Source organism: Micromonospora sp. C28ISP2-4 (assembly GCF_030519385.1).
Lineage (GTDB): Bacteria > Actinomycetota > Actinomycetes > Mycobacteriales > Micromonosporaceae > Micromonospora > Micromonospora tulbaghiae.
Map to the genome: position 1 here is coordinate 1,592,276 of NZ_JAUMKG010000001.1, position 21,403 is coordinate 1,613,678.

20 protein-coding genes are annotated in these 21,403 nt (G+C 72.8%); 8 read left to right on the plus strand and 12 right to left on the minus strand.

Annotation, left to right across the window (positions count from 1 at the left end):
* Nucleotides 1-30: 30 nt before the first annotated feature.
* The 7 genes from Q3W68_RS07700 to Q3W68_RS07730 form a co-directional block, all read right to left on the minus strand.
* Nucleotides 31-456 carry a DUF4247 domain-containing protein gene (locus Q3W68_RS07700; protein ID WP_302904758.1) on the minus strand — a complete coding sequence of 142 codons (426 nt, stop codon included), beginning with the start codon at nucleotides 454-456 and terminating at the stop codon, nucleotides 31-33.
* Entirely contained in the window at nucleotides 453-947 is a 495-nt protein-coding gene (locus Q3W68_RS07705) for a DUF2617 family protein (RefSeq protein WP_302904759.1), read from the minus strand. Before Q3W68_RS07705 ends, Q3W68_RS07700 begins: the two co-directional genes overlap by 4 nt.
* 1 nt (nucleotide 948) lies before the next feature.
* Entirely contained in the window at nucleotides 949-1,587 is a 639-nt protein-coding gene (locus Q3W68_RS07710; protein ID WP_302904760.1) for a DUF4178 domain-containing protein, read from the minus strand.
* Between the two features lie 81 nt (nucleotides 1,588-1,668).
* Nucleotides 1,669-2,049, minus strand: coding sequence for a hypothetical protein (locus Q3W68_RS07715; RefSeq protein WP_302904761.1), 381 nt, complete (start codon nucleotides 2,047-2,049; stop codon nucleotides 1,669-1,671).
* A gap of 94 nt (nucleotides 2,050-2,143) precedes the next feature.
* The gene (locus Q3W68_RS07720) at nucleotides 2,144-3,376 is read right to left on the minus strand and encodes an MFS transporter (RefSeq protein WP_302904762.1); all 1,233 of its coding nucleotides are present in this window, start codon (nucleotides 3,374-3,376) and stop codon (nucleotides 2,144-2,146) included.
* A gap of 268 nt (nucleotides 3,377-3,644) precedes the next feature.
* Entirely contained in the window at nucleotides 3,645-6,236 is a 2,592-nt protein-coding gene (gene clpB, locus Q3W68_RS07725) for an ATP-dependent chaperone ClpB (protein WP_302904763.1), read from the minus strand.
* An 85-nt stretch (nucleotides 6,237-6,321) separates the two neighbouring features.
* Nucleotides 6,322-6,969 (minus strand): TetR/AcrR family transcriptional regulator, encoded by a 648-nt coding sequence (locus Q3W68_RS07730; RefSeq protein ID WP_302904764.1) that lies wholly within the window; start codon nucleotides 6,967-6,969, stop codon nucleotides 6,322-6,324.
* An 82-nt stretch (nucleotides 6,970-7,051) separates the two neighbouring features.
* On the opposite strand from Q3W68_RS07730, the gene Q3W68_RS07735 reads away from it, so the two are divergent.
* The 4 genes from Q3W68_RS07735 to Q3W68_RS07750 all read left to right on the plus strand — a co-directional run bounded on the left by Q3W68_RS07735 (nucleotide 7,052) and on the right by Q3W68_RS07750 (nucleotide 10,622).
* A complete protein-coding gene (locus tag Q3W68_RS07735; protein WP_302904765.1) occupies nucleotides 7,052-8,188 on the plus strand; it encodes an epoxide hydrolase family protein in 1,137 nt (378 codons plus the stop codon).
* Between the two features lie 117 nt (nucleotides 8,189-8,305).
* A complete protein-coding gene (locus tag Q3W68_RS07740; protein ID WP_302904766.1) occupies nucleotides 8,306-8,806 on the plus strand; it encodes a cation:proton antiporter regulatory subunit in 501 nt (166 codons plus the stop codon).
* Nucleotides 8,807-8,811: 5 nt separating this feature from the next.
* Nucleotides 8,812-10,029 carry a cation:proton antiporter gene (locus tag Q3W68_RS07745; protein WP_302904767.1) on the plus strand — a complete coding sequence of 406 codons (1,218 nt, stop codon included), beginning with the start codon at nucleotides 8,812-8,814 and terminating at the stop codon, nucleotides 10,027-10,029.
* 164 nt (nucleotides 10,030-10,193) lie between these two features.
* Complete coding sequence (locus tag Q3W68_RS07750; RefSeq protein ID WP_013473407.1) at nucleotides 10,194-10,622, plus strand: hypothetical protein; 429 nt, start codon at nucleotides 10,194-10,196, stop codon at nucleotides 10,620-10,622.
* A gap of 78 nt (nucleotides 10,623-10,700) precedes the next feature.
* Here Q3W68_RS07750 and Q3W68_RS07755 read toward each other — a convergent pair whose 3' ends face one another.
* From Q3W68_RS07755 to dnaK, 5 genes are all read right to left on the minus strand, one after another.
* Nucleotides 10,701-10,907, minus strand: a complete 207-nt coding sequence (locus Q3W68_RS07755; RefSeq protein ID WP_302904769.1) for a hypothetical protein — start codon at nucleotides 10,905-10,907, stop codon at nucleotides 10,701-10,703.
* Nucleotides 10,908-11,081: 174 nt separating this feature from the next.
* Nucleotides 11,082-11,522, minus strand: coding sequence for a MerR family transcriptional regulator (locus Q3W68_RS07760; RefSeq protein ID WP_120572381.1), 441 nt, complete (start codon nucleotides 11,520-11,522; stop codon nucleotides 11,082-11,084).
* Between the two features lie 24 nt (nucleotides 11,523-11,546).
* Nucleotides 11,547-12,731, minus strand: coding sequence for a molecular chaperone DnaJ (gene dnaJ / locus Q3W68_RS07765; RefSeq protein ID WP_302904771.1), 1,185 nt, complete (start codon nucleotides 12,729-12,731; stop codon nucleotides 11,547-11,549).
* 79 nt (nucleotides 12,732-12,810) lie between these two features.
* Nucleotides 12,811-13,548, minus strand: coding sequence for a nucleotide exchange factor GrpE (grpE, locus tag Q3W68_RS07770; RefSeq protein WP_302904772.1), 738 nt, complete (start codon nucleotides 13,546-13,548; stop codon nucleotides 12,811-12,813).
* Between the two features lie 48 nt (nucleotides 13,549-13,596).
* Nucleotides 13,597-15,459, minus strand: coding sequence for a molecular chaperone DnaK (gene dnaK / locus Q3W68_RS07775; protein WP_013473404.1), 1,863 nt, complete (start codon nucleotides 15,457-15,459; stop codon nucleotides 13,597-13,599).
* 210 nt (nucleotides 15,460-15,669) lie between these two features.
* Between dnaK and Q3W68_RS07780 the strand changes: the two genes are divergently transcribed.
* The 4 genes from Q3W68_RS07780 (at nucleotide 15,670) to Q3W68_RS07795 (ending at nucleotide 21,112) form a co-directional block, all read left to right on the plus strand.
* Nucleotides 15,670-17,487 carry an ABC transporter gene (locus Q3W68_RS07780; protein ID WP_302904774.1) on the plus strand — a complete coding sequence of 606 codons (1,818 nt, stop codon included), beginning with the start codon at nucleotides 15,670-15,672 and terminating at the stop codon, nucleotides 17,485-17,487.
* A 37-nt stretch (nucleotides 17,488-17,524) separates the two neighbouring features.
* On the plus strand, nucleotides 17,525-19,183 hold the full coding sequence (locus Q3W68_RS07785; protein WP_302904982.1) for a GTPase: 1,659 nt from the start codon (nucleotides 17,525-17,527) through the stop codon (nucleotides 19,181-19,183).
* A gap of 52 nt (nucleotides 19,184-19,235) precedes the next feature.
* Complete coding sequence (locus Q3W68_RS07790; RefSeq protein WP_302904776.1) at nucleotides 19,236-20,459, plus strand: hypothetical protein; 1,224 nt, start codon at nucleotides 19,236-19,238, stop codon at nucleotides 20,457-20,459.
* A gap of 77 nt (nucleotides 20,460-20,536) precedes the next feature.
* Entirely contained in the window at nucleotides 20,537-21,112 is a 576-nt protein-coding gene (locus Q3W68_RS07795; RefSeq protein WP_302904777.1) for a hypothetical protein, read from the plus strand.
* Nucleotides 21,113-21,403: the final 291 nt, after the last annotated feature.

A 21,403-nucleotide genomic window follows, 5' to 3' on the forward strand; every position in this document is an offset into this window, starting at 1 on the left:
AGGAGACTCCAGGTTGAGGGGTGGGAGGGGCTACTTGCCGGAACCGGGGCCGCCGCCCCGGACCGTGCTGCCTCGGCCCCAGCCCCAGCTGTTGCCGACGACGCTGTGGTACCGGGGGTAGGCGGTGGTCATCTTCTCCAGCAGGATCACCGAGCCGACCGCGAGCGGGAGGATGACCACCGAGTCGTCGTCGTAGCGCAGGTAGACGCCGCTGCCGTCGACGTACTGGTCGGCCGGCTTCCAGGCGTCGGTGATCTGCTTGGACACCTCGCTCGGCGCCTTGTTCGAGGTGTATGCGATCGCGTTCGACCCGATGTCCCGCCCGGAGGCGCGGGAGAAGTTGTCCTCCACGTAGCCCCGGGGCGAGAAGTTGCCGTAGAAGATCGTGAAGGCGGCGATGAGCGCGCCGATGACGGCGACCGCCACGCCCACCACGAACCACCGTCGGTACGTCACAGCTCCTCCACCACGGTCTCGGTCAGGACCAGCTCGTTCGTCTGCGGGTAGGCGTGCCAGGTGCGCCAGGCGAGCACGCCGTCCGGCGGGCCGGGCCGGACGGAGAGCGCGGTGACCGCGTCCTCGTCGCCCGGGAAGACCCCGATCAGCGCGTACGGGTCGCCCGCGAGTTCGGCGCGCAGCGCCGCGACCCGGGTACGCAGGCCGTCGCCCTCTGGCCGGAGCACAGTGGCGAGGAACCGGTAGCCGGTTGTCTCGTCGTGCAGCGTGCCCGGCAGGTGCGGCGGGCGGCCGGGCAGGCAGGCGACCGTCTCGGTGAGCGTGCCGAGCACGACCTGGTGGGAGGCGCCCAGCAGGCGCAGCCGCAGCCGGGGCAGCCCGGGCAGGTCGATGTCGCGTACGGCGAGCGCCGGCAGCTCCGGGCCGCCCAGGTCGAGGCTCAGGTCGGCGGCGCTGGTGTCGACGTAGGGCGCGTCCAGACAGACGAGCACGTCAGCGCACCGTGTCCGGGCCGCCCTGCGGGTAGATCATCACCTCGGCGCGGCGCAGCTCCTCGCCGAGGTTGACCTCCCAGCCGGCCTCCCCGTACGCCTCGAACGACAGCCGCGCGCCACCGGGCGCCTGGTAGTCGTAGTAGCGCATGGTGCCGCTCGGGTCGAGGCCGGTGCCCTCGGTCGCGGTGTACCGGGCCTGGCCCGACTCGTCCCAGTTGTAGCGGCGGCCGGCGATCTCCAGCGTCGGGGCGCCCGGCGTGACGGTGGCCCCCGGCTCGCTGGTCCAGAGCACCATCTCCAGGTCCGGGTCGGTCTCGACGGAGAGCCAGCGCTTCACCCCGCCCGCGTCGTCGAGCAGGTGCTCCGCCCAGCTCCACCCGCCCTCGACCAGGTGTACCGAGCCGCGCACGGTGTACGGCACCGTGCGGATCTCGACGATGTCGCCGGGCTTGAGCGCGCGCGGGTCACCCCGCAGCGCGTCGGCGTCCCGGTCCCGGAACGGGTCACCCGGCGCCGCCTTCGTCTTCGGGCGCGACGCCGATCGGGACTTCCGTACCGCGATGACGGCGATCACCACACCGGCCACCCCGACCAGGCACCCCAGCGTGGTCACCACGTACGCCAACGAACCGTTCACTACCGCCTCCCCCAACGTGCTCGGCGGGAACGGTAACAACCGCACGCACGCCTTCTGAAGTCCTGTTCGCTGAGTGTGCGCTCAGCTACCGTCGGCGGCGGCGAGCCGGTCGGCGGCGTATTCGCCCAGCGTGGCGCGGCCCATCAGGCAGCCGGAGAACGTGGTGAACTCGCCGTCGTCGCCGCGCAGCCGCGTCCAGGCGTCCCGCCCGGCGGCCGGGTCGACCGCCTCCAGCAACGTCGCCGCGTACGCCCGGCCGGCCGGCGAGCCCTTACGGAGCAACCTGTCGACGCGCTTGCGAGCCGCCTCCGGGTGCTCCCGCAGCGCCTGCTCCAGCGTCCGGTACGCCTCGGTCGCGGGCAGGATCTGCCCCGCCAGCCCCACCCCGCCGAAGGCGAGGGTGTCCGCGCCGTCGAGTTCCCGCACGGCCGCGTCCAGTTCCCGTTCCCAGCTCCCGCTCATGCCCCACTATGTGCCCACCCCACCAACCCCTCACCCTTCCCGGAGGGAAGGAAGGGCCCCCTATTAACGCCTCCGGTAGAGGAGGGGACCCCTGTTAACACCCACGAGCACGCACCAGCGGCAGCCGGTCCGCGTCGCGCAACGGACGCCAGGCGAGTACGGCGATCACCGCCATCGCCGCCGCGGCGACCCAGAACGGTGTGGTGATCTCCCAGATGCCGGCCAGTAGCCCGCCGAGGAGCGCACCGAGCGCGGCCCCGCCCAGGTCGAGCAGCGCAAACACGCTGCCGACCCGCCCGCGCAGGTGGGACGGCACGATTCGCTGCCGAACCGACGCCACTGTGATACCCCAGACCGAGGCGTGGACGCTGAAGGTGATCAGGACGGCGGCGGCGACCCAGGAGGCCTCCGTGACGGCCAGGGTCATGTGGGTCACGACCTCGACGACCAGGCCGCCACGCAGCACCGCGCCGGCACCGAACGCCCGGGTGAGTCTGGTCGCGACCGTCGTGCCGAACAGGCCACCGACAGCGAACGCGGTCAGCAGGAAGCCGTATCCGACGTCGGACAGGCCCAGTCGTTGCCGGCAGTAGAGTACGAACACCGCGAATGCGGCGCCGAACGCGACGTTGCCCAGGCCCATGCTCACGGCGAGCGTCCGCAACAGGCGGTGCCGCCACAGCCAGCGCACGCCCTGGCCTATCTCGCCGCGCAGCGAGCCGCGCGGACGGGGTTCCTCCGGCACCGGGGCCGGTCGGATGCCGGCGATCAGGGCCGCTGCCGCCACGAAGGTCAGCGCGTCAAGCCCGAACGGCACGGCGGCGGAGATGACGAACAGCCACGCGCCCAGCGGCTTGGCGACGAACTGGTTGCCGACGGTGAACGTCGCGTACAGCCGGGCGTTGGCGGCGGGCAGCCTCTCGGGTGCGACCACCGCCGGCAGCAGAGCGCCCACCGCGGTGTCCGCGACTGTCTCACCCGCGCCGAGCAGGAACAGCGCCACGTAGACGACGGTCACGGTGACCGTATCGGTGGCGACGGTGAGCGCCAGCCCGGCCAGCGCCGCGGCGCGTACCAGGTTGACGGCTACGACCAGCCGGCGCCGGTCGAGCCGGTCCACGTACGCGCCGCTGACCAGGGCGAGCAGCAGCCAGGGCAGTTGTTGGGCGAAGACGGCACCGGCGATCAGGGCCGGATCGTCGCTGATGGATGCCACCAGCAGCGGGCCGGCGGCCATGGTGACACCGTCACCGATGTTGGACACCGCCGAAGCGGTCCACAGTCTGTTGAAGTCCGCGCCCAGACGCGCGGATACAAGGGCACGCAAGAAGAGCTCCTCGAGCCAGGAGGGAAACGGTCATGAGGGACCGCTTCGCGGCGAGGAGCACCGCGCCGCCGGGATCCGGCGGCGAAGCGTCAGCGGGCGGTGTGCTCTCGCGGCGAAGCGGGGACCGTCAGCAGGCCGAGGCGCATCTGCGGCTCCTAACTGTCGATTGACGTTCCGGGCAGGATATTCCGACGGCGCCCGGCGCGCCGCCCGTCCCACCGGACGGTGAAGGCCCGGCCGGCGGCCGGGCCTTCACGGGTGGAGCGGGTCAGGCGGCGGTCACCGCCAGGGACTCCTTGGTGTCGGAAAGGTCGACGCGGACCGTGTCGCCGTCGCGGATCTCGCCGGCCAGCAGCGCCTTCGCGAGCTGGTCCCCGATCGCCGACTGCACCAGCCGCCGCAGCGGCCGGGCACCGTAGATCGGGTCGTACCCGTGCTCGGCCAGCCAGTTGCGGGCGGAGTCGCTGACGTCCAGTGCCAACCGGCGGTCCGCAAGACGGGTTCGCATCCGGTCGAGCTGGATGTCCACGATCGACCGCAGATCCTCGCCCTGAAGCGCGGCGAACACCACGATGTCGTCGAGCCGGTTGAGGAACTCCGGCTTGAAGTGGGACCGGACCACCGCGAGCACGCCCTCCCGGCGCTCGTTCTCGGTGAGCGTCAGGTCGCTGATCACCGACGAGCCCAGGTTCGAGGTGAGGATCAGGATCGCGTTGCGGAAGTCCACCGTACGGCCCTGACCGTCGGTGAGCCGGCCGTCGTCGAGCACCTGGAGCAGTACGTCGAAGACGTCCGGGTGCGCCTTCTCCACCTCGTCCAGCAGGATCACCGAGTACGGACGGCGGCGTACCGCCTCGGTGAGCTGGCCGCCCTCCTCGTAGCCGACGTACCCGGGCGGGGCGCCGACCAGGCGGGCCACCGAGTGCTTCTCGCCGTACTCGCTCATGTCGATGCGGACCATGGCCCGCTCGTCGTCGAAGAGGAACTCGGCGAGCGCCTTCGCGAGTTCGGTCTTGCCGACGCCGGTCGGGCCGAGGAACAGGAAGCTGCCGGTCGGGCGGTCCGGGTCGGCGACGCCGGCCCGGGCGCGGCGGACCGCGTCGGAAACGGCGCCGACCGCCTCGGCCTGGCCGACCACGCGGCCCCGCAGCGACTCCTCCATCCGGAGCAGCTTGGCGGTCTCGCCTTCCAGCAGCCGGCCGGCGGGGATGCCGGTCCAGGAGGCGACCACTGCGGCGATGTCGTCCGCGCCGACCTCCTCCTTGAGCATCGCGCCGTCGGCCTGGAGGCGGGCCAGCTCCTCCTCAGCCTGCTTCAGCTCGACCCGCAGCGCGGGGATCCGGCCGTACCGCAGCTCGGCGGCGCGTTCCAGCTCGCCGTCGCGCTCGGCCCGCTCGGCCTCGCCGCCGAGGCGCTCCAGCTCCTCCTTGGCGGTGGAGAGCTTGGTGATGTGGCTCTTCTCGGTCTGCCAGCGCTCGGAGAGCGCGGTGAGCTGCTCGCGCTTGTCGGCCAGCTCCTTGCGCAGCCGCTCTAGACGCTCGGCGGACGCGGCGTCCGGCTCCTTTGCCAGCGCCATCTCCTCGATCTCCAGCCGGCGTACCGCCCGCTCGATCTCGTCCACCTCGACCGGCCGCGAGTCGATCTCCATCCGCAGCCGGGACGCGGACTCGTCCACCAGGTCGATCGCCTTGTCCGGCAGGAACCGGTCGGTGATGTACCGGTCGGAGAGCGCAGCGGCGGCCACGAGCGCGGCGTCGGTGATCCGTACGCCGTGGTGCACCTCGTAGCGCTCCTTGAGCCCGCGCAGGATGCCGATGGTGTCCTCGATGGTCGGCTCACCGACCAGCACCGGCTGGAAGCGGCGCTCCAGCGCCGGGTCCTTCTCGATGTGCTCGCGGTACTCGTCGAGCGTGGTCGCGCCGACCATCCGCAGCTCGCCGCGCGCCAGCATCGGCTTGAGCATGTTGCCGGCGTCCATCGAGCCCTCGCCCTTGCCCGCGCCGACCACCGTGTGCAGCTCGTCCAGGAACGTGATGACCTGGCCGTCGGAGTTCTTGATCTCCTCCAGCACGGACTTCAGCCGCTCCTCGAACTGGCCGCGGTAGGACGCGCCGGCGACCATCGCGCCGAGGTCGAGCGAGACCAGCTTCTTGTCCCGCAGCGACTCCGGCACGTCGCCGGCCACGATCCGCTGGGCCAGGCCCTCCACGATCGCGGTCTTGCCGACGCCCGGCTCGCCGATCAGGACCGGGTTGTTCTTGGTACGCCGGGACAGCACCTGGATGACCCGGCGGATCTCCGAGTCCCGGCCGATCACCGGGTCGATCTTGCCGTCGCGCGCGCTGGCGGTGAGGTCCACGCCGTACTTGGCCAGGGCCTGGTAGGTCTGCTCCGGGTCGGCCGTGGTGACCCGGCGGTCCCCCCCGCGGACGGTCGGGAACGCGGCGACCAGGTTCTCCTCGGTGGCGCCGGAGTTCTTCAGCGCGACCGAGACCGCGCCGCCGACCCGGGCCAGCCCGGCCAGCAGGTGCTCGGTGGAGGTGTACTCGTCGCCCAGCGGCCGCGCGATCTGCTCGGCGGCGCCGATGGCGTTGACGAACTCGCGGGCCAGCGTCGGCTCGGCGATGCTCGATCCGCGCGCGGCGGGCAGCGAGTCGACCGAACGCTGGGCGACGCGGCGCAGCTCGGTGGGGTCGGCCCCGACGGCGCGCAGCAGGCCCGCGGCGGTCGAGCCCTCGGTGTCCAGCAGTGACAGCAGCAGGTGCCAGGGCTCCACGGTGGCGTGACCGCGCTGGTTCGCCAGCGCGACGGCACCGGTGATGGCTTCGCGGCTCTTGGTGGTGAGACGTTCCGTGTTCATGGGCTCCCCCGGATCGGCGTGTCCACTGGACATGACACAACCAGAGTTGAGTCTATTCCGCTCAACTCCACCCCTGTGACCTGAGTCACCGCTCCGCCGTCGACCGCCACCGCCAGTCGAACTCACCGGCCGCCGGCGGCGGGCCGGGCAACGGCGGCCCGGAAGCGGCAAGGCCCGCCAGCAGCACCGCGAGGTGACGGCGGCGCAACTCCCGGGTCCGGCCCGGATCGGGTACGCGAATCGCCGCGCAGCCCTCCAGCAGCAGCCCGACATCCTGGGCCACCACATCGGGCCGGAGCCGCCCGCTTCTGTGCGCCCGACCGACCAGCCCGTCGACCAACTCGTTGGCGCGCACCGCGGCTCGCCCCATCTCCTCGGTCGGCGTGAAGGTGCCGGCCAGATGCACCGTGAGGGAGTGCACGTCGGCGTCGACGACGCGCTCCAGGAACCCGGCGAACGCGGCCCAGTCGTCCGGCTCGTCGGCGGCCTCCTCGGCCTCCGCGACGAACCGCCGGAGCCCGTCGTCGCAGAGCTTGCGCAGCAGGTCCTCCTTGCCGGCGTACCGGCGGTAGAGCGCGCTGATGCCGACGCCGGCGCGTTCGGCGACGGCGGCGATGGGCGCCTTCGGGTCGTCCAGGAAGACGGCACGGGCGGCCGCCAGGATCACGGCGTCGTTGCGGGCCGCCTGCGCGCGGCGGCCGCCCGTCGGCGGGCTGTCTGTCGAGTTCGGCATCGCCCGAGGATATCAGTGGAACGGATCGTTCCGCTCTGCTATGTTCTAGAGGAACAAAGCGTTCCGTTCCGAAGGAGAAGCCATGCCGGACACCTCCGTTCGCCCCTACCGGGTCGCCGTCCCCCAGAGCGCCCTGGACGACCTCGCCGACCGCCTGCGGCGGACCATCTGGCCGGGCGAGCTGCCGGGCGCCGGGAACGCGTACGGCATGCCCACCGAGCGGGTACGCGCCCTGGCGACGTACTGGCTGGAGACGTTCGACTGGCGGGCGGTCGAAGCGCGACTCAACGCCCACCCGCAGTTCGTGACCGAGATCGACGGCGAGGAGATCCACTTCCTGCACGTCCGGTCGTCCCGGCCCGAAGCCACCCCGCTCGTGCTCACCCACGGCTGGCCCGGCTCGGTGATCGAGTACCTGGACGTGATCACCCCGCTCACCGAGCCGGCCGACCCGGCCGCCCCCGCGTTCCACCTGGTGATCCCGTCGCTGCCCGGATTCGGCTTCTCCGGCCCGACCCGCAGCGCCGGCTGGAACCGCTACCGCACCGCCCGGGCCTGGGCCGAACTGATGGCCCGCCTCGGCTACGACCGGTACGGGGCGGTCGGCAACGACGCCGGCTCGATGGTGTCGCCCGAGATCGGCCGCGTCGACCCGGACCACGTGCTCGGCGTGCACGTCACCCAGCTCTTCTCGTTCCCCTCCGGCGACCCGGCCGAGTTCGAAGGGCTCTCCGCCGACGACCAGGCGGCGATGCAGCACCTCCAGTGGTTCTACGAGAACAAGTTCTCCTTCAACCAGGTGCAGAGCCAGCAACCGCAGACCCTCGCGTTCGCGCTGGCCGACTCGCCGGTCGGCCTGCTGGCCTGGAACGGGCAACTCCTCGACGAGAGCCTCGACCCCGACTTCCTCCTGGCGAACGTCGCGATCTACTGGTTCACCGGGACGGCCGCGTCAGCGATGCGGTTCTACTGGGAGGACGCGCACGCCACCGAGCAGCCGACCGGGCCGACGACGGCGCCGATCGCGCTGGCGATGTTCCCCGGCGACTTCCGGTCGATCCGCCGGTTCGCCGACCGGGACCACGCCAACATCGTCAGCTGGCACAGTTTCGACGCCGGGCCCGAGCGGCGCGGGGACGTCGGCGGGCACTACGCCGCGCACGAGGCGACCGACGTCCTGGTCGGTGACATCCGGCAGTTCTTCGCCGGACTGCGCTGAGCGCCGGCCGGTCTTCCCCGGCGTGGCGCCGGGACGGCTGACGGACGGTCGAGGGCGCGTGCCCCGGCCGTCCGTCGGCCGTACACGGGCTTTCGCGCGGGAGGTAGCCTCACCCGCGTGCGAGTACGTGTCGAACAGACCGCCCTGCCCGGGATCGGCGTACGTCATGATCTGATGACGGAGTCCGGCCGCCGGCTCGGCGTGGTCTCCCACCGCAATGGCCGTCGCGACCTGGTCCTCTACGACCCGGACGATCCCGACTCCTGCCAACATGACATACCTCTGACCGACGACGAGGCGGAGGCGCTGGCCGACATCCTCGGCGCGTCGCTGATGCTGGGTCAGCTCTCCGGGCTGCGTGAGCAGGCCGCCGGGCTGCTGACCGAGCAGATCGCCATCCCGGCGGGGTCGAAGTACGTCGGCAAGCGGCTCGCGGACACCAAGGCCCGCACCCGGACCAGCGCGTCGATCGTGGCCGTGCTGCGTCAGGGCGCTGTGAACGTCTCGCCCGAACCCACCTTCCGGTTCGAGGCCGGCGATGTGGTCGTCGTGGTCGGTACCCGTCAGGGGCTCGACGGCGTGACCGCGATCCTCGCCGAGACCGATCCGGACGGCTGACGCGTATGCACGAAACCACAATTCTGCTCATCGAGGTCGGTGCGCTGCTGCTCCTGCTCGGCCTGCTCGGCCGGCTGAGCCGTCGCTTCGGCGTGTCGCCCATCCCCCTGTACCTGCTCGCCGGCCTGGCGTTCGGGCACGGTGGCCTGCTGCCGCTCAACGCCAGCGAGGAGTTCTTCGCCGTCGGCGCGGAGATCGGCGTGATCCTGCTGCTGGTCATGCTCGGCCTGGAGTACAGCGCCAACGAGCTGGTGGGCAACCTCCGGTCCGCCGCGCCGGCCGGCCTGATCGACGCGGTGTTCAACGCGCTGCCCGGTTTCGCCTTCGCGCTCCTGCTCGGCTGGGGCTGGGTGGCGGCGGTGGTGCTCGCGGGCGTGACCTGGGTGTCGTCGTCCGGCGTGATCGCCAAGGTGCTCGGCGACCTGGGCCGGGTCGGTAACCGGGAGACCCCGGTGATCCTCTCCGTCCTGGTGATCGAGGACCTGGCGATGGCCCTCTACCTGCCGCTGGTCACCGCGCTGCTCGCCGGTGTCGGCCTGGTCAAGGGCGGCATCGCACTCGCCGTCGCGGTGTTCACCGTGGTCGTCGTGCTGGCCGTGGCCATCCGGTACGGCCACCTGATCTCCGCCGCGCTCTCCGCAAAGGATCCGGAGGCGCTGCTGCTCGGGGTGCTCGGACTGACCCTGCTGGTCGCCGGTGTCGCGGCCAAGCTCCAGGTGTCCGCGGCGGTCGGCGCGTTCCTGGTGGGCATCGCGCTGTCCGGGCCGGTGGCGCACCACGCCACCGAGCTGCTCTCCCCGCTGCGTGATCTGTTCGCCGCGGTCTTCTTCGTGTTCTTCGGGCTGGTGACCAACCCGCTGGACATGCCGCCGGTACTGCTGCCCGCGCTGCTGCTCGCAGTGGTGACCATGGCGACGAAGGTGGCCACCGGCTACCTGGCCGCCCGCCGGGCCGGGATCGCCGAGCCCGGACGCTGGCGGGCCGGCCTGGCGCTGACCCCGCGCGGTGAGTTCTCCATCGTCATCGCCGGGCTGGCCGTCGCGGCCATCTACCCGGTGGAGCCGAAGCTCGCCGCGCTCGCCACCGCGTACGTGTTGATCACGGTCGTGACCGGCCCGCTGCTCGCCCGCCTGCCGGACACCCCGTGGTTCAAGCAGTGGCTGCGCACCCGCGCCGCCGCCGCACGGCCGCCCGCGCCGCTGTCTCTGGGCACCGGCGACTGACAACGCCGGGCCGGATCAGCCGCGGGACAGATCCGGCCCGGCGTTGTCAAATTGAGCCCGGGAAGGTCTACCCCTGCTCCGTCCAACCGCGTTAACGTTTCGGCCCAGCAGCCAGGGTCCGCGGGTGGCCTGCGCCCCCGCCAGCGCAAGCGGAAGGTCGGCCGGTGAGCGTGCAGGAAGAGACGTTCCGCGGCTTCGCCAACCCGGTCGATCCCTCGCCCGCCGAACTCCGGGCGTGGGCCTACCAACCGGATTCGGTGCCGCTGACCTCGATGCCGCCCGACTGGGACCTGCTGGTCGCCGGTGACCATCTGGTGCAGACGCTGTTCGATCTGGCGATGGACCAGGGCTGCCCGGCGCGGCGGTTCACGCTGCACTGCCTCTACATCTACGCCGCCGACGGCATCCGGACGAACTTCCGCGCCCACCCCAAGCGCCGGTTCCGCAAGCTGGTCGAGCAGGCCGAGAAGTCCGGCGACGACCTGATGCGCAACTGGGCGCACAACAGCCGGGTCCTGCTCGCCCGGCCGGATCTCTTCGTCTACCGGGACTGGTGCGAGGGCGGCCTGGTCCGCGAGAACCGCCGTCTCTGACGGCCGCCTCGGCCCGCACTCCGGAACACGAACGGGCCGGGATCCCCCGTGGATCCCGGCCCGCACGTCGGCGGATCGTCAGGTCGATCCGCCCTGCTTCTTGCGCCGATCGTCGTCCCGCGCCCGGTCCACGCCGTGGTCCGTCTGGTCGGCGAAGCGCCCTTCCTTGACCTTGTCGCTGAAGCGTCCCTCGGTGACCCGGTCGAACCGCTCGCGGACGTTCTCGGCCACCTTCTCCAGCCGTTCCTCAGCGCGCTCGGCCACCTTCTTCGCCGGTTCCGTCATGACTCCCCCCGCCAGCCCGGAATCCGCTTTGGGGCTTTTGCCCCTACGGAAAAGCGTAGTTGACCCCACCCTGCCGTACCCCGCTTTCCCCTGACCCGGCCCACGAACCGCCCGGGAGACGACGAAGGCCGGCGGCCCCGGGGGAGCGGGGCGCACCGGCCTTCAGGTACGGAGTCAGCGGTCGGGAGCGCGGCGCGGACGCCAGACGACGAGCGCTGTGGACGTGCGGTTGGTGGGCACGAGGTCGCCGCGGGGAAAGCCGCCGAGCGACTCCAGCTCGGCGATCCGCCGGTACGCGGCGTCGAGCTCCGCCTCCAGCCGGGCCACCCGCTGCTGCGCCTCTTCGAGCAGCCGTTCCAACCCGATGATCCGCTTGACCCCGGCCAGGTTGATCCCGTCGTCCTGACTGAGCCGCTGCACCTCGCGGAGCAGCACCACGTCCCGGACGCTGTAGCGGCGACCCCCGCCGGACGCCCGGCCGGCCTGCACCAGGCCCAGCCGGTCGTACTGGCGCAGCGTCTGGGGGTGCATCCCCGCCATCCGCGCGGCCACCGAGATCATCAAGACCTTGGCCTCGTAGGCCGGGTCACCCGAGCCGACGTACTCCTCCGACATGCCCGCTCACCTCCGCTGCCGCCGTCAACTGAATCGACGTACCCGCGCGTCGAGATGTTCCCGCGCGGCGGGCGGAGTCTGCGCCGCGAAGGTCTCCAGCGCCGCCCGCGCCTCGTCCGACACCTTCGCCGGGACCACCACGTCGAGCGTGACCAGCAGGTCACCGGCGCGGCCGTCCTTGCGTACGACGCCCTTGCCGCGGGCGCGCAGCACCCGCCCGCTGGGCGTACCCGGTGGCACCCGCAGGGTCACCGTCCCGTCCAGGGTCGGTACGCGCAGGTCCGTGCCGAGAACCGCCTCGGCGTACGTGATCGGGACGGTCAGGGTCAGGTCGTCCCCGGTGCGCCCGAACAGCTCGTCCGGGCGGACCTTCACCTGCACGAACAGGTCACCCGCCGCACCGCCCCGCTCGCCGGGCTCGCCCCGGCCGGCCAGGCGGATCCGCTGCCCGTCGGCCACTCCGGCCGGGAAGCGCACGTTCAGCGTTCGGGTCTTTGTGACCCCGCCGGTGCCGTGGCACTCCGGGCACTTCTCCTCGACGATCGTGCCGACGCCCTGGCAGTTGCGGCACGGCTCGGAGAAGCTGAACGACCCCTGATTACGGGTCGTCACCCCGGCGCCGTGGCAGACCGGGCAGGCCACCGGCTGGGTGCCGGGCTTCGCGCCGTTGCCGTGGCAGGTGTCGCAGACCCCGGGGGCGCGCAGCGTCAGCGGCAGCGTGACGCCGCGTACCGCGTCTTCGAAGTCGAGCGCCACCTCGGTCTCGACGTCCCGGCCGCGGGCCGGGCCGCGCGGACGCGCCGGGCCGCCGGCGCCGCCGCCGGAGAAGATCGAGCTGAACAGGTCGGTGAAGCCGCCGCCGCTGAACCGGTTGTCGCCGCCGCCCGCGCCGCCGCCGAACAGGTCGGAGACGTCGAACGGCATGCCGCCCGGCTGACCCGCGCCGCGGGCGCTGCGCCGGAAGGCGCCGGAGCCGAACAGCGAGCGCATCTCGTCGTACTCGCGGCGCTTCTTCTCGTCACCGAGCACCGCGTACGCCTCGGAGACGGTCTTGAACCGCTCCTCGGCACCGGTGTCGCCGGGGTTGTGGTCCGGGTGCGACTCCCGGGCCAACTTGCGGTACGCCTTCTTGATCTCGTCCGAGGAGGCGGACTTGTCCACGCCCAACGCGGCGTAGTAGTCCTTGTCGATCCAGTCCTTGGAACTCACCGGTCCACCCCCTTCCACGGGTCGAACCCCGGTCGTCCCGCCCACCCGGTGCGGGCGGGCGGGACGTCACGGGTCGGCACTACTCCGGGTCCGCGACCGCGACCATGGCGGGCCGCAGCAGCCGCTCGCCGAGCTGGTAGCCGCGCCGCATGACCTGTACGCAGGTCGGCTCGGTCACGTCGGCGGAGGTCTGGTGCGCCACCGCCTCGTGCCGGGTCGGGTCGAACGGGTCACCCGTCTCGCCGAACGCGGTCAGGCCGAACTTCGCGAGCGCGCCGGTGAGCTGCTCGGCCACGCTGCCGAACGGGCCCACCAGGTCGCCGTGCTCGCGGGCCCGGTCCAGGTCGTCGAGGATCGGCAGCAGCGCGGTGAGCACCGCCCCGGTGGCCTGCTCCTGCACCAGGTTGCGGTCCCGGTCGACCCGCTTGCGGTAGTTGGCGTACTCCGCGGTCACCCGCTGGAGGTCGCGGGTGCGCTCCTCCAGGTCGGTGCGGAGCGACTCCAGCTCGCCGCCGGGCGGCGCGTCCGTGCCGGTCCCGCCCTTCGGCTCGGCGGGCGAGTCGACCACGGTCGGACCGCTGACCTCGTCCTCGCCGCCGATCTCGTCGACCACGACCTCGGCCTCCTCGACCAGCCCTTCGGCGGGCGAGTCGGCGGCCGCGTCGGCCGCCGAGGCGTCGTTCGCCGGCTGCTCGGTCACCTTGCCGAGCTTGCGCTTGTCGCGGATGACGACCCGGGGTTCGTCGCCGGTGTCCTTGCCGGCGCCCGGCGCCGACCCGGTGGCACCCGGGTCGGCCGCTCGTGGCTTGTCCGTCATGCGGTTACCTCATCCCTCTGCCGTGCGAATCGTGTCCGGGACCGGATGTCACTTCTTGTCCTCGTCCACGATCTCCGCGTCGACCACGTCGTCGTCGCCACCGGCCTTCGGGCCACCGGCCGCACCCGCGCCGGCGCCCGGCCCGGCCGCGCCCGGGGCGGTCTGCTCGCCCTCCTGCTGCTGGGCGTAGAGCAGCGAGCCCGCCTGCTGGGAGACCTGCGCCAGCTTCTCGTGGGCGGACTTGATCTTCTCGATGTCCTGCCCGCCGAGGGCGCTGCGCAGCTCGCCGAGCGCCTCGTTGAGCTGGTCGCGGTTCTCGCCGGGCAGCTTGTCGCCGCTCTCGGCGAGGAACTTCTCGGTCTGCCACTGGAGCGCCTCGGCCACGTTGCGGGTCTCGGCCTCCTCACGGCGACGCTTGTCCTCGTCGGCGTGCTCCTCGGCGTCCCGGCGCATCCGCTCGATGTCGTCCTTCGGCAGCGAGGAGCCGCCGGTGATCGTCATCTTCTGCTCCTTGCCGGTGCCCAGGTCCTTGGCGTGCACGTTCACGATGCCGTTGGCGTCGATGTCGAACGTGACCTCGATCTGCGGCACGCCGCGCGGGGCCGGCGGGAGACCGGTCAGCTCGAAGGTGCCGAGCTTCTTGTTGTAGGCGGCGATGTCCCGCTCGCCCTGGAACACCTGGATCAGCACCGACGGCTGGTTGTCGTCGGCGGTGGTGAACACCTCGGAGCGCTTGGTCGGAATGGTGGTGTTGCGCTCGATGAGCTTGGTGAAGATGCCGCCCTTGGTCTCGATGCCCAGGCTCAGCGGGGTCACGTCGAGCAGCAGGACGTCCTTGACCTCGCCCTTGAGCACACCGGCCTGGAGGGCGGCGCCGACGGCGACGACCTCGTCCGGGTTGACGCCCTTGTTCGGGTCGCGGCCGGTGAGCTGCTTGACCAGGTCGGTCACGGCCGGCATACGGGTGGAGCCGCCGACCAGGATGACGTGGTCGACGTCGGAGATCTTGATGCCGGCGTCCTTGACGGCCTGCTCGAACGGGCCCTTGCAGCGGTCCAGCAGGTCCTGCGTCATGCGCTGGAACTCGGCGCGGCTGAGCGTCACGTCCAGGTGCAGCGGGCCGGCCGAACCGGCGGTGATGTACGGCAGGTTGATGTTGCTGGTGGTGGCGGCGGACAGCTCGATCTTGGCCTTCTCGGCCGCCTCCTTGAGCCGCTGCATGGCCATCTTGTCCTGCGAGAGGTCGATGCCGTGCTCGCCGCGGAACGTCTTCACCAGGTGGTCGATGATGCGCTGGTCCCAGTCGTCACCACCGAGCTGGTTGTCACCGCTGGTGGACTTGACCTCCACCACGCCCTCGGCCAGCTCCAGCAGCGACACGTCGAAGGTGCCGCCACCGAGGTCGAAGACCAGGACGGTCTGCTCCTTGGAGCCCTTGTCCAGGCCGTACGCCAGGGCCGCCGCGGTCGGCTCGTTCACGATCCGCAGCACGTTGAAGCCGGCGATCTCACCGGCCTCCTTGGTGGCCTGGCGCTGCCCGTCGTTGAAGTAGGCCGGGACGGTGATCACCGCGTCGGTGATCTGCTCGCCCAGGTACGCCTCGGCGTCCCGCTTGAGCTTCATCAGCGTGCGCGCCGAGATCTCCTGCGGGGTGTACTTCTTGCCGTCGATGTCGACGGTCCAGTTGGTGCCGATCTCACGCTTGACCGACCGGATGGTCCGGTCGGGGTTGGTCACCGCCTGGCGCTTGGCGACCTCACCGACGAGCACCTCGCCGTTGCGGGCGAACGCGACGATCGAGGGAGTCGTACGCGAGCCCTCGGCGTTGGCGATGACGGTGGGCTCACCGCCCTCGAGAACGCTGACGCAGGAGTTCGTCGTGCCGAGGTCGATGCCGACCGCACGTGCCATGTTCGCTTCCTCGCTTCGTAACGGGTGAGCAGGTCAGACGGCCTGCCCGGCGGGCCGCCCGGAAGCGACCGCACCACAAGTTGAGTGAACTTGACTCAATAGTGCCACGTGATCGCCGATCCGCAAGTCGAGGTTGAGCCGACCCGGCGCAACCCGACCGTTACTACTGTCTGGTTGTCTTACCTTGCGTCGGTCGGGCACGCTTTAGCGGTGACGACGCATGGCGATTCCGCCACCCGTGCCGGCGCGCCCGCCGTCGCAGCCCGCACCGGAGCCACCACGGGCGACGACCAGCCTGCTCACGCCGCCGACGGCCTGCCCGCCGCGCTCACCGGCCTGCGCGCGGCGATCAGTGCGGCGCGCTTCCCGCTCACCCTGCCCTCAGCCGAGCCGGCCCGGCACGCCGCCGCGAGCCTCACCGACCAGCTCGACGACTACCTGCTGCCCCGGCTGGCCCGGCTCGACGCACCGCTCCTGGTGGTCGTCGGCGGCTCCACCGGCGCCGGCAAGTCGACGCTGGTCAACAGCCTGGTCAAGGCGCGGGTCAGCGCGGCGGGTGTGCTCCGCCCCACCACCCGCTCCCCGGTGCTGGTGTGCAGCCCGACCGACGCGGCCTGGTTCCGGCAGGGCGAGCTGCTGCCCGGCCTGACCCGGACCACCGAGCCCAGCGAGCAGCCGGGCACCCTGCACCTGGTCACCGCACCGGCGCTGCCGCCCGGCCTGGCGTTCCTCGACGCGCCCGACATCGACTCGGTGGTCGACGCCAACCGGGCGCTCGCCGGTCAGCTGCTCGCCGCCGCCGATCTCTGGCTGTTCGTCACCACCGCCGCCCGGTACGCCGACGCCGTCCCCTGGGAGCTGCTCCGCAGCGCCCGCGCCCGGGGCACCGCCGTGGCGATGGTGCTGGACCGGGTGCCCCCGGAGGCCGCCGACGAGATCGCCACCCACCTGTCCGAGATGCTCGCCGAGCAGGAGCTGGGCGCCTCGCCGCTGTTCGTGCTGCCGGAGACCTGGGTGGACGGCCAGGGGCTGCTGCCGGACCGGATCACCGCGCCGCTGAGCGACTGGTTCGCCCGGCTCGCCGCCGACGCCGAGGCCCGCGCCGCTGTGGTCCGGCAGACACTCGACGGCGCGCTGGCCGCGCTGCATCCGGTGGTCGAGGCGCTGGCCGAGGCCGCCGACGAGCAGGTCACCGCCGCCGACGCGCTGGACGAGCGGGTCCAGGCCGCGTACCGGAGCGCGGAGCGGAGCGTCGACCAGGGGCTCAAGGACGGCCGGCTGCTGCGCGGCGAGGTGCTTGCCCGGTGGCAGGAGTTCATCGGCACCGGCGACTTCTTCCGTGGGCTGGAGGCACGCATCGGCCGGCTGCGCGACCGGGTGGTCGCGGCGGTCACCGGACGGCCCGCTCCCGCCGCGGAACTGCGTACCGCGATCGAGTCCCAGCTCGTCACGCTGCTGCGCGGGGTGGCCGCCGAGGCGGCGGAGAACGCGTACACCGGCTGGAAGGCACACCCGGCGGGCGCGGCGCTGCTGGAGCCGGACCTGGCCCACCCTTCGGCCGACCTGCCGCAGCGGGCCGAGCAGCTGGTCCGCGACTGGCAGCGCGGCGTCCTGGAGCTGGTCCGGGTCGAGGGCGGCGACCGGCGGTTCGTGGCCCGCACCGCCGCGTACGCGGTGAACGCCACCGGCCTCGCCGTCATGATCGGCGTGTTCGCCTCCACCGCGTTCATCCCCACCGGGCTGGAGGTCGCCGCCGGCACCGGCACGGCGGTGGCCGGGCAGACCGTGCTCCAGGCGATCTTCGGCGACCAGGCGGTCCGCAACCTGTCCCGCAAGGCCCGCGTCGACCTGCTCGACCGGGTCGGCAAGCTGCTGGCCGAGGAGGCCGCGCGCTACCTGAGCCGCACCGAGGCCGAGCGCCCGGCCGCCAACGCCGGTGCGGCGCTGCGCTGGGCCGCCGTCGAGGTCGAGCGGGCCCGGCACCGAAGCGGCCTGTTCCCGGGCCCCGGACAGGACGGTCGCCCGTGAGCGCGAGGAAGGCATCGTGAGCAACATCGTGGGACGGATGCGCGAGGCGATGCGGGGTGAGCAGCGGGTCGACCCGGACACCCTGATCGAACGGCTCACCGCGATCCAGCGGTTCCTCGGCGCGGTGGACGGCCATGTGCCCGACGCCCAGCTCGTCGCCGCGCACACGGTGGTCGAGCGCGCGGGCGACCGGCTCGCGCTCTCCGGCCGGCACACGGTGGTCGCGCTCGCCGGTGCGACCGGCAGCGGCAAGTCGAGCCTGTTCAACTCGCTGGCGCGGCTCGACCTCTCGCCGGTGGGCGTACGCCGGCCGACGACAGGTGTCGCGCACGCCTGCGTGTGGGGTCCGCTGGACGGCGCGGTCCGGCTGCTCGACTGGGTCGGGGTGCTGCCCCGGCACCGGTTCGTCCGGGAGAGCCCGCTGGACGCCGACGACGAGTCGAACCTGCACGGCCTCGTCCTGCTCGACCTGCCCGACTTCGACTCGGTGCAGCACGGCCACCGGCTGGAGGTCGACCGCCTGCTGGGCCTGGTCGACCTCGTGGTCTGGGTGGTCGACCCGCAGAAGTACGCCGACCGCGTGATCCACACCAGCTACCTGCGCGAGTTCCACAGACACAAGGACGTCACGGTCGTGGTGCTCAACCAGGCCGACCGGCTGCACCCGACCGAGCTGCCGAAGGTCCTCGACGACCTGCGCCGGCTGCTCGACGCCGACGGGCTGGGCGGGGTACCGCTGCTGCCGACCGTCGCCGTGGACCCGAACGGGCTGGACGGCCTGCGGGCCGAGCTGGAGCGTACGGTCGCCGAACGGCAGGCCGCGCTGCGCCGGCTCTCCGGCGACGTGGACGCCGTGGTGGCCGATCTGGAACCGCTCGTCGGGCCGGAGCCGCCGCGCACCCGGCCCGGCGACGCCTCCGCGCAGGAGCTGACCCGGGCACTGGCCGGGGCGGCCGGGGTGCCGACTGTCGCGGCGGCGGTCGAGGGCGCGTACCGGCACCGGGCGGTCAGCAACACGGGCTGGCCGATGCTGCGGAGCTGGCGGAAGCTGCGGCCGGATCCACTGCGCCGGCTGCACCTGTCCGGAGGGGATCAGGACGCGCCGGCGGAGAGCCTGGTCGCGGCCACGTCCGTACCCGATCCAACAGCCGCCCAGCGCTCGGCTGTCACGTTGGCGATCCGCGCGGTGGCCGACCGGTCCGGCGCCGCGCTGCCGGCGCCGTGGCCGGCCGCGGTGACCGCCGCGGCCCGGGCCCGGCAGGCCGACCTGCCGGGCGCGCTCGACCACGCGGTCGCCGCGACCGACCTGGGCATGGACCGCCGGCCCGCCTGGTGGCGGGTGGTGGGCGTGATCCAGTGGGTGGTCACCCTCGCCGCGCTGGCCGGCCTGGTCTGGCTGGTCCTGGGGTACGCGCTGCGCCTGCTCGGCCTGCCGGAGCTGGAACATCCCAAGCTCGGCGTGGTGCCCTGGCCCACGGTTCTGCTGCTCGGTGGCCTGCTGGCCGGGCTGCTCGTCGCGGCCGTCACCCGGCCGGTGGTGGGGTGGGCTGCCCGGCGGGCCCGCCGGCGGGCCGAGGAACGCCTGCTCACCTCGGTGGGCAGCGTCGGGGAGAAGTACGTGCTGGACCCGGTCTGGGCGGTGCTGGCGCGCTACGGCACGGCCCGGGAAGCGCTGCGCGAGGCGGGACCGCGCTGAACCCGGCGTGCTGACCGGTGTGGGGGCGGCCGGTGCGGCGTAGGGTCGATGCATGGCCACGCCACAGACCCCCTACGACGCGGTGCTGCACGCCGCGCGCGACGTGACGAGGCTCGACTCGGCCCTGGACGCGGAGATGCTCGGCGCCGCGTTGCTGGGCAGCGTCTACGCCGTCGCGGAGCACGACCGGGAGCAGGCCGTCCGCGAGTTCGTCACCGGCTTCCTCGCCGCCACGTCCCGGCGCCGCAGCGCCGCCGCGACCACACTGCGGGCCGTCTTCGCCGCCCTGGTGCCCGACGCCGAGGGCGCCGCCCGGGTCCGGCCCGGCGCGTACGCCCCGTCGTGGGCCGGCCAGCTCGGCCGGGTGCGTGTCACCGGCACCTGGGCCTACGGCGACGTGTACGGCGACCAGACCTCCTACCTCGCCACGTTCGCGTACGACGAGGAGGAGGGCGGCCCGGAGCACGCGCTGGTGGCCCTCGTCGACCACAACATCGGCATCACCAAGGACGTCTTCGTCGGCGGCCCGGCCGGACGGATCGTCGAGCAGGCCCGGGAGATCTGCACCGAGGACGAGTTCACCTGGTTCCGCACCGAGGACCCGGCCCGGATGCACGCCGAGGTGAGCCGCCACCTGGCGGTCACCGACGACCTCACCGAGCTGCCCGCGCAGGGCTCGCTCGCCACCGACCGGGCGCTCGTGGGTGCCCGGCTGGCCGTACTGCCGGGGCCGACCCCGGCGGCCGGTCCGGCGGTGGTGCAGCCGCCCACCGACGAGGAGCGCACCCGCCTGGTACGTGCCTTCCTCGACTCGCCCGAGGCGAACCGGTTCGGCCTGCCCGAGGTGGCCGACGGCGAGCTGGCCTCGCTGCACTTCTGCCTCGGCCTGCTGCTCGACCACGCGGCCAGCTTCCCGGACGCCGACCCGATGCGGTGGAGCCCGATGGTCGCCGAGCTGTTCCTGCTCGACTGGGTGCACCGCCGGGCCGTGCTGGACATGGACGACGCGGCGATGCTGCCCCGGGTGCTGCGCGCCTGGGCGGCGTACGCGGCCCGGCAGCGCGGGCTGTCGCAGTCGGCGGCCGCCCGGACGGACGAGGCGATCACCGAGATGGTCCCGGAGTTCGCGCGGCTCTACAGCACCGGCGAGCGGCGCAGTCCGGCCACCGCGGCGGTGGCCCAGCTCATGGCGGACGGGGTGGACCCGGACGACCCGGAGGCGCTGAACGCCTGGATCGAGGCGAACCGCCACCGCCTCACCGACGACCCGGCCTGACCGCCCGGCCCGTCCTCGCGGGCCGTTACGACGTCCGGCGCGCGGCGCTTGTCGCGCTCGGTGTGCCGTCCGGCGCCGTGGCCGTCGCTCCCGGCTCCGACGTCGTACCCGAACTCGGCTCGGACGTCGGCTCCGACGACGTGGCGGAGGGTTCGGACGTCGGTTCCGACGACGGCTCGGAGGTGGCCGACGGCTCGGCGGTCGTGACGGACGGCTCGGGGCTTGGGCTCGGCTCGGGCGTACCCGAATGCGACGGCGACGGCGACGGCGACGGCGAGGGCACCGGCGACGGGCGCGGCGGGCGGCCCGGGGTGGGCCGGACCGGCGCGGACGGCGGCGGTGGCGCGGCGACCGGGCGGGACCGGTGCCGGGAGCCGAGGTCGCTGTCGTCGGGCAGGGCCGGTGCCGCCGGGAGCACCGGCCGCGCCGGGGGCACCGAGGTCACGTCGACTGCGGGCGTGGGCGTGGAGGGCACCGGGACCTGGGTGCCCCGGGGCATCGGGATGACCACCGGGCCGACCGAGGGGGTGGGCAGGAACGGGGTGCTGGTGTCGGGGAGCGCACTGTTGCCGACGCTCGCCGACCCGGTGCTGATCGCGGCGAGGATCGGCATCGACGCGGTGCCGGCGAGCAGCGCCACGGTGAGCAGGTAGCCGCGGCTCGGACCGCCCGTTCCGGGGGCGCGGTGCGCGCCCACGACCCGGCGGTACGGGGAGGCGGGCAGCGCCCGGTGCCGGCCGAGGAAGGGCGTACCGGGCGGACCCTCTGGTTCGGACACCGGCACACTCCTCACGCACTGACGGGACGGGAGAGCACACGCGGATATCGGGACAAATGCCGCGCAGTGGCTCATCGCCAGCTTGACCCAGTGACGCTCAGTTCACCAGCCGCAACCGCGTGTCGACACACATTTTGTACGTCGCCCGCACCCGCCACTGCGGACA

What these genes read in the sequence shown, in the direction of transcription:
- Q3W68_RS07715 (WP_302904761.1), bottom strand. Translation starts at nt 2,049, where the DNA reads ATGAGCGGGAGCTGGGAACGGGAACTGGACGCGGCCGTGCGGGAACTC.
- clpB (WP_302904763.1), bottom strand. Translation starts at nt 6,236, where the DNA reads ATGAACACGGAACGTCTCACCACCAAGAGCCGCGAAGCCATCACCGGT.
- Q3W68_RS07730 (WP_302904764.1), bottom strand. Translation starts at nt 6,969, where the DNA reads ATGCCGAACTCGACAGACAGCCCGCCGACGGGCGGCCGCCGCGCGCAG.
- Q3W68_RS07735 (WP_302904765.1), top strand. Translation starts at nt 7,052, where the DNA reads ATGCCGGACACCTCCGTTCGCCCCTACCGGGTCGCCGTCCCCCAGAGC.
- Q3W68_RS07745 (WP_302904767.1), top strand. Translation starts at nt 8,812, where the DNA reads ATGCACGAAACCACAATTCTGCTCATCGAGGTCGGTGCGCTGCTGCTC.
- Q3W68_RS07755 (WP_302904769.1), bottom strand. Translation starts at nt 10,907, where the DNA reads ATGACGGAACCGGCGAAGAAGGTGGCCGAGCGCGCTGAGGAACGGCTG.
- Q3W68_RS07760 (WP_120572381.1), bottom strand. Translation starts at nt 11,522, where the DNA reads ATGTCGGAGGAGTACGTCGGCTCGGGTGACCCGGCCTACGAGGCCAAG.
- grpE (WP_302904772.1), bottom strand. Translation starts at nt 13,548, where the DNA reads ATGACGGACAAGCCACGAGCGGCCGACCCGGGTGCCACCGGGTCGGCG.
- dnaK (WP_013473404.1), bottom strand. Translation starts at nt 15,459, where the DNA reads ATGGCACGTGCGGTCGGCATCGACCTCGGCACGACGAACTCCTGCGTC.
- Q3W68_RS07785 (WP_302904982.1), top strand. Translation starts at nt 17,525, where the DNA reads ATGCGCGAGGCGATGCGGGGTGAGCAGCGGGTCGACCCGGACACCCTG.
- Q3W68_RS07790 (WP_302904776.1), top strand. Translation starts at nt 19,236, where the DNA reads ATGGCCACGCCACAGACCCCCTACGACGCGGTGCTGCACGCCGCGCGC.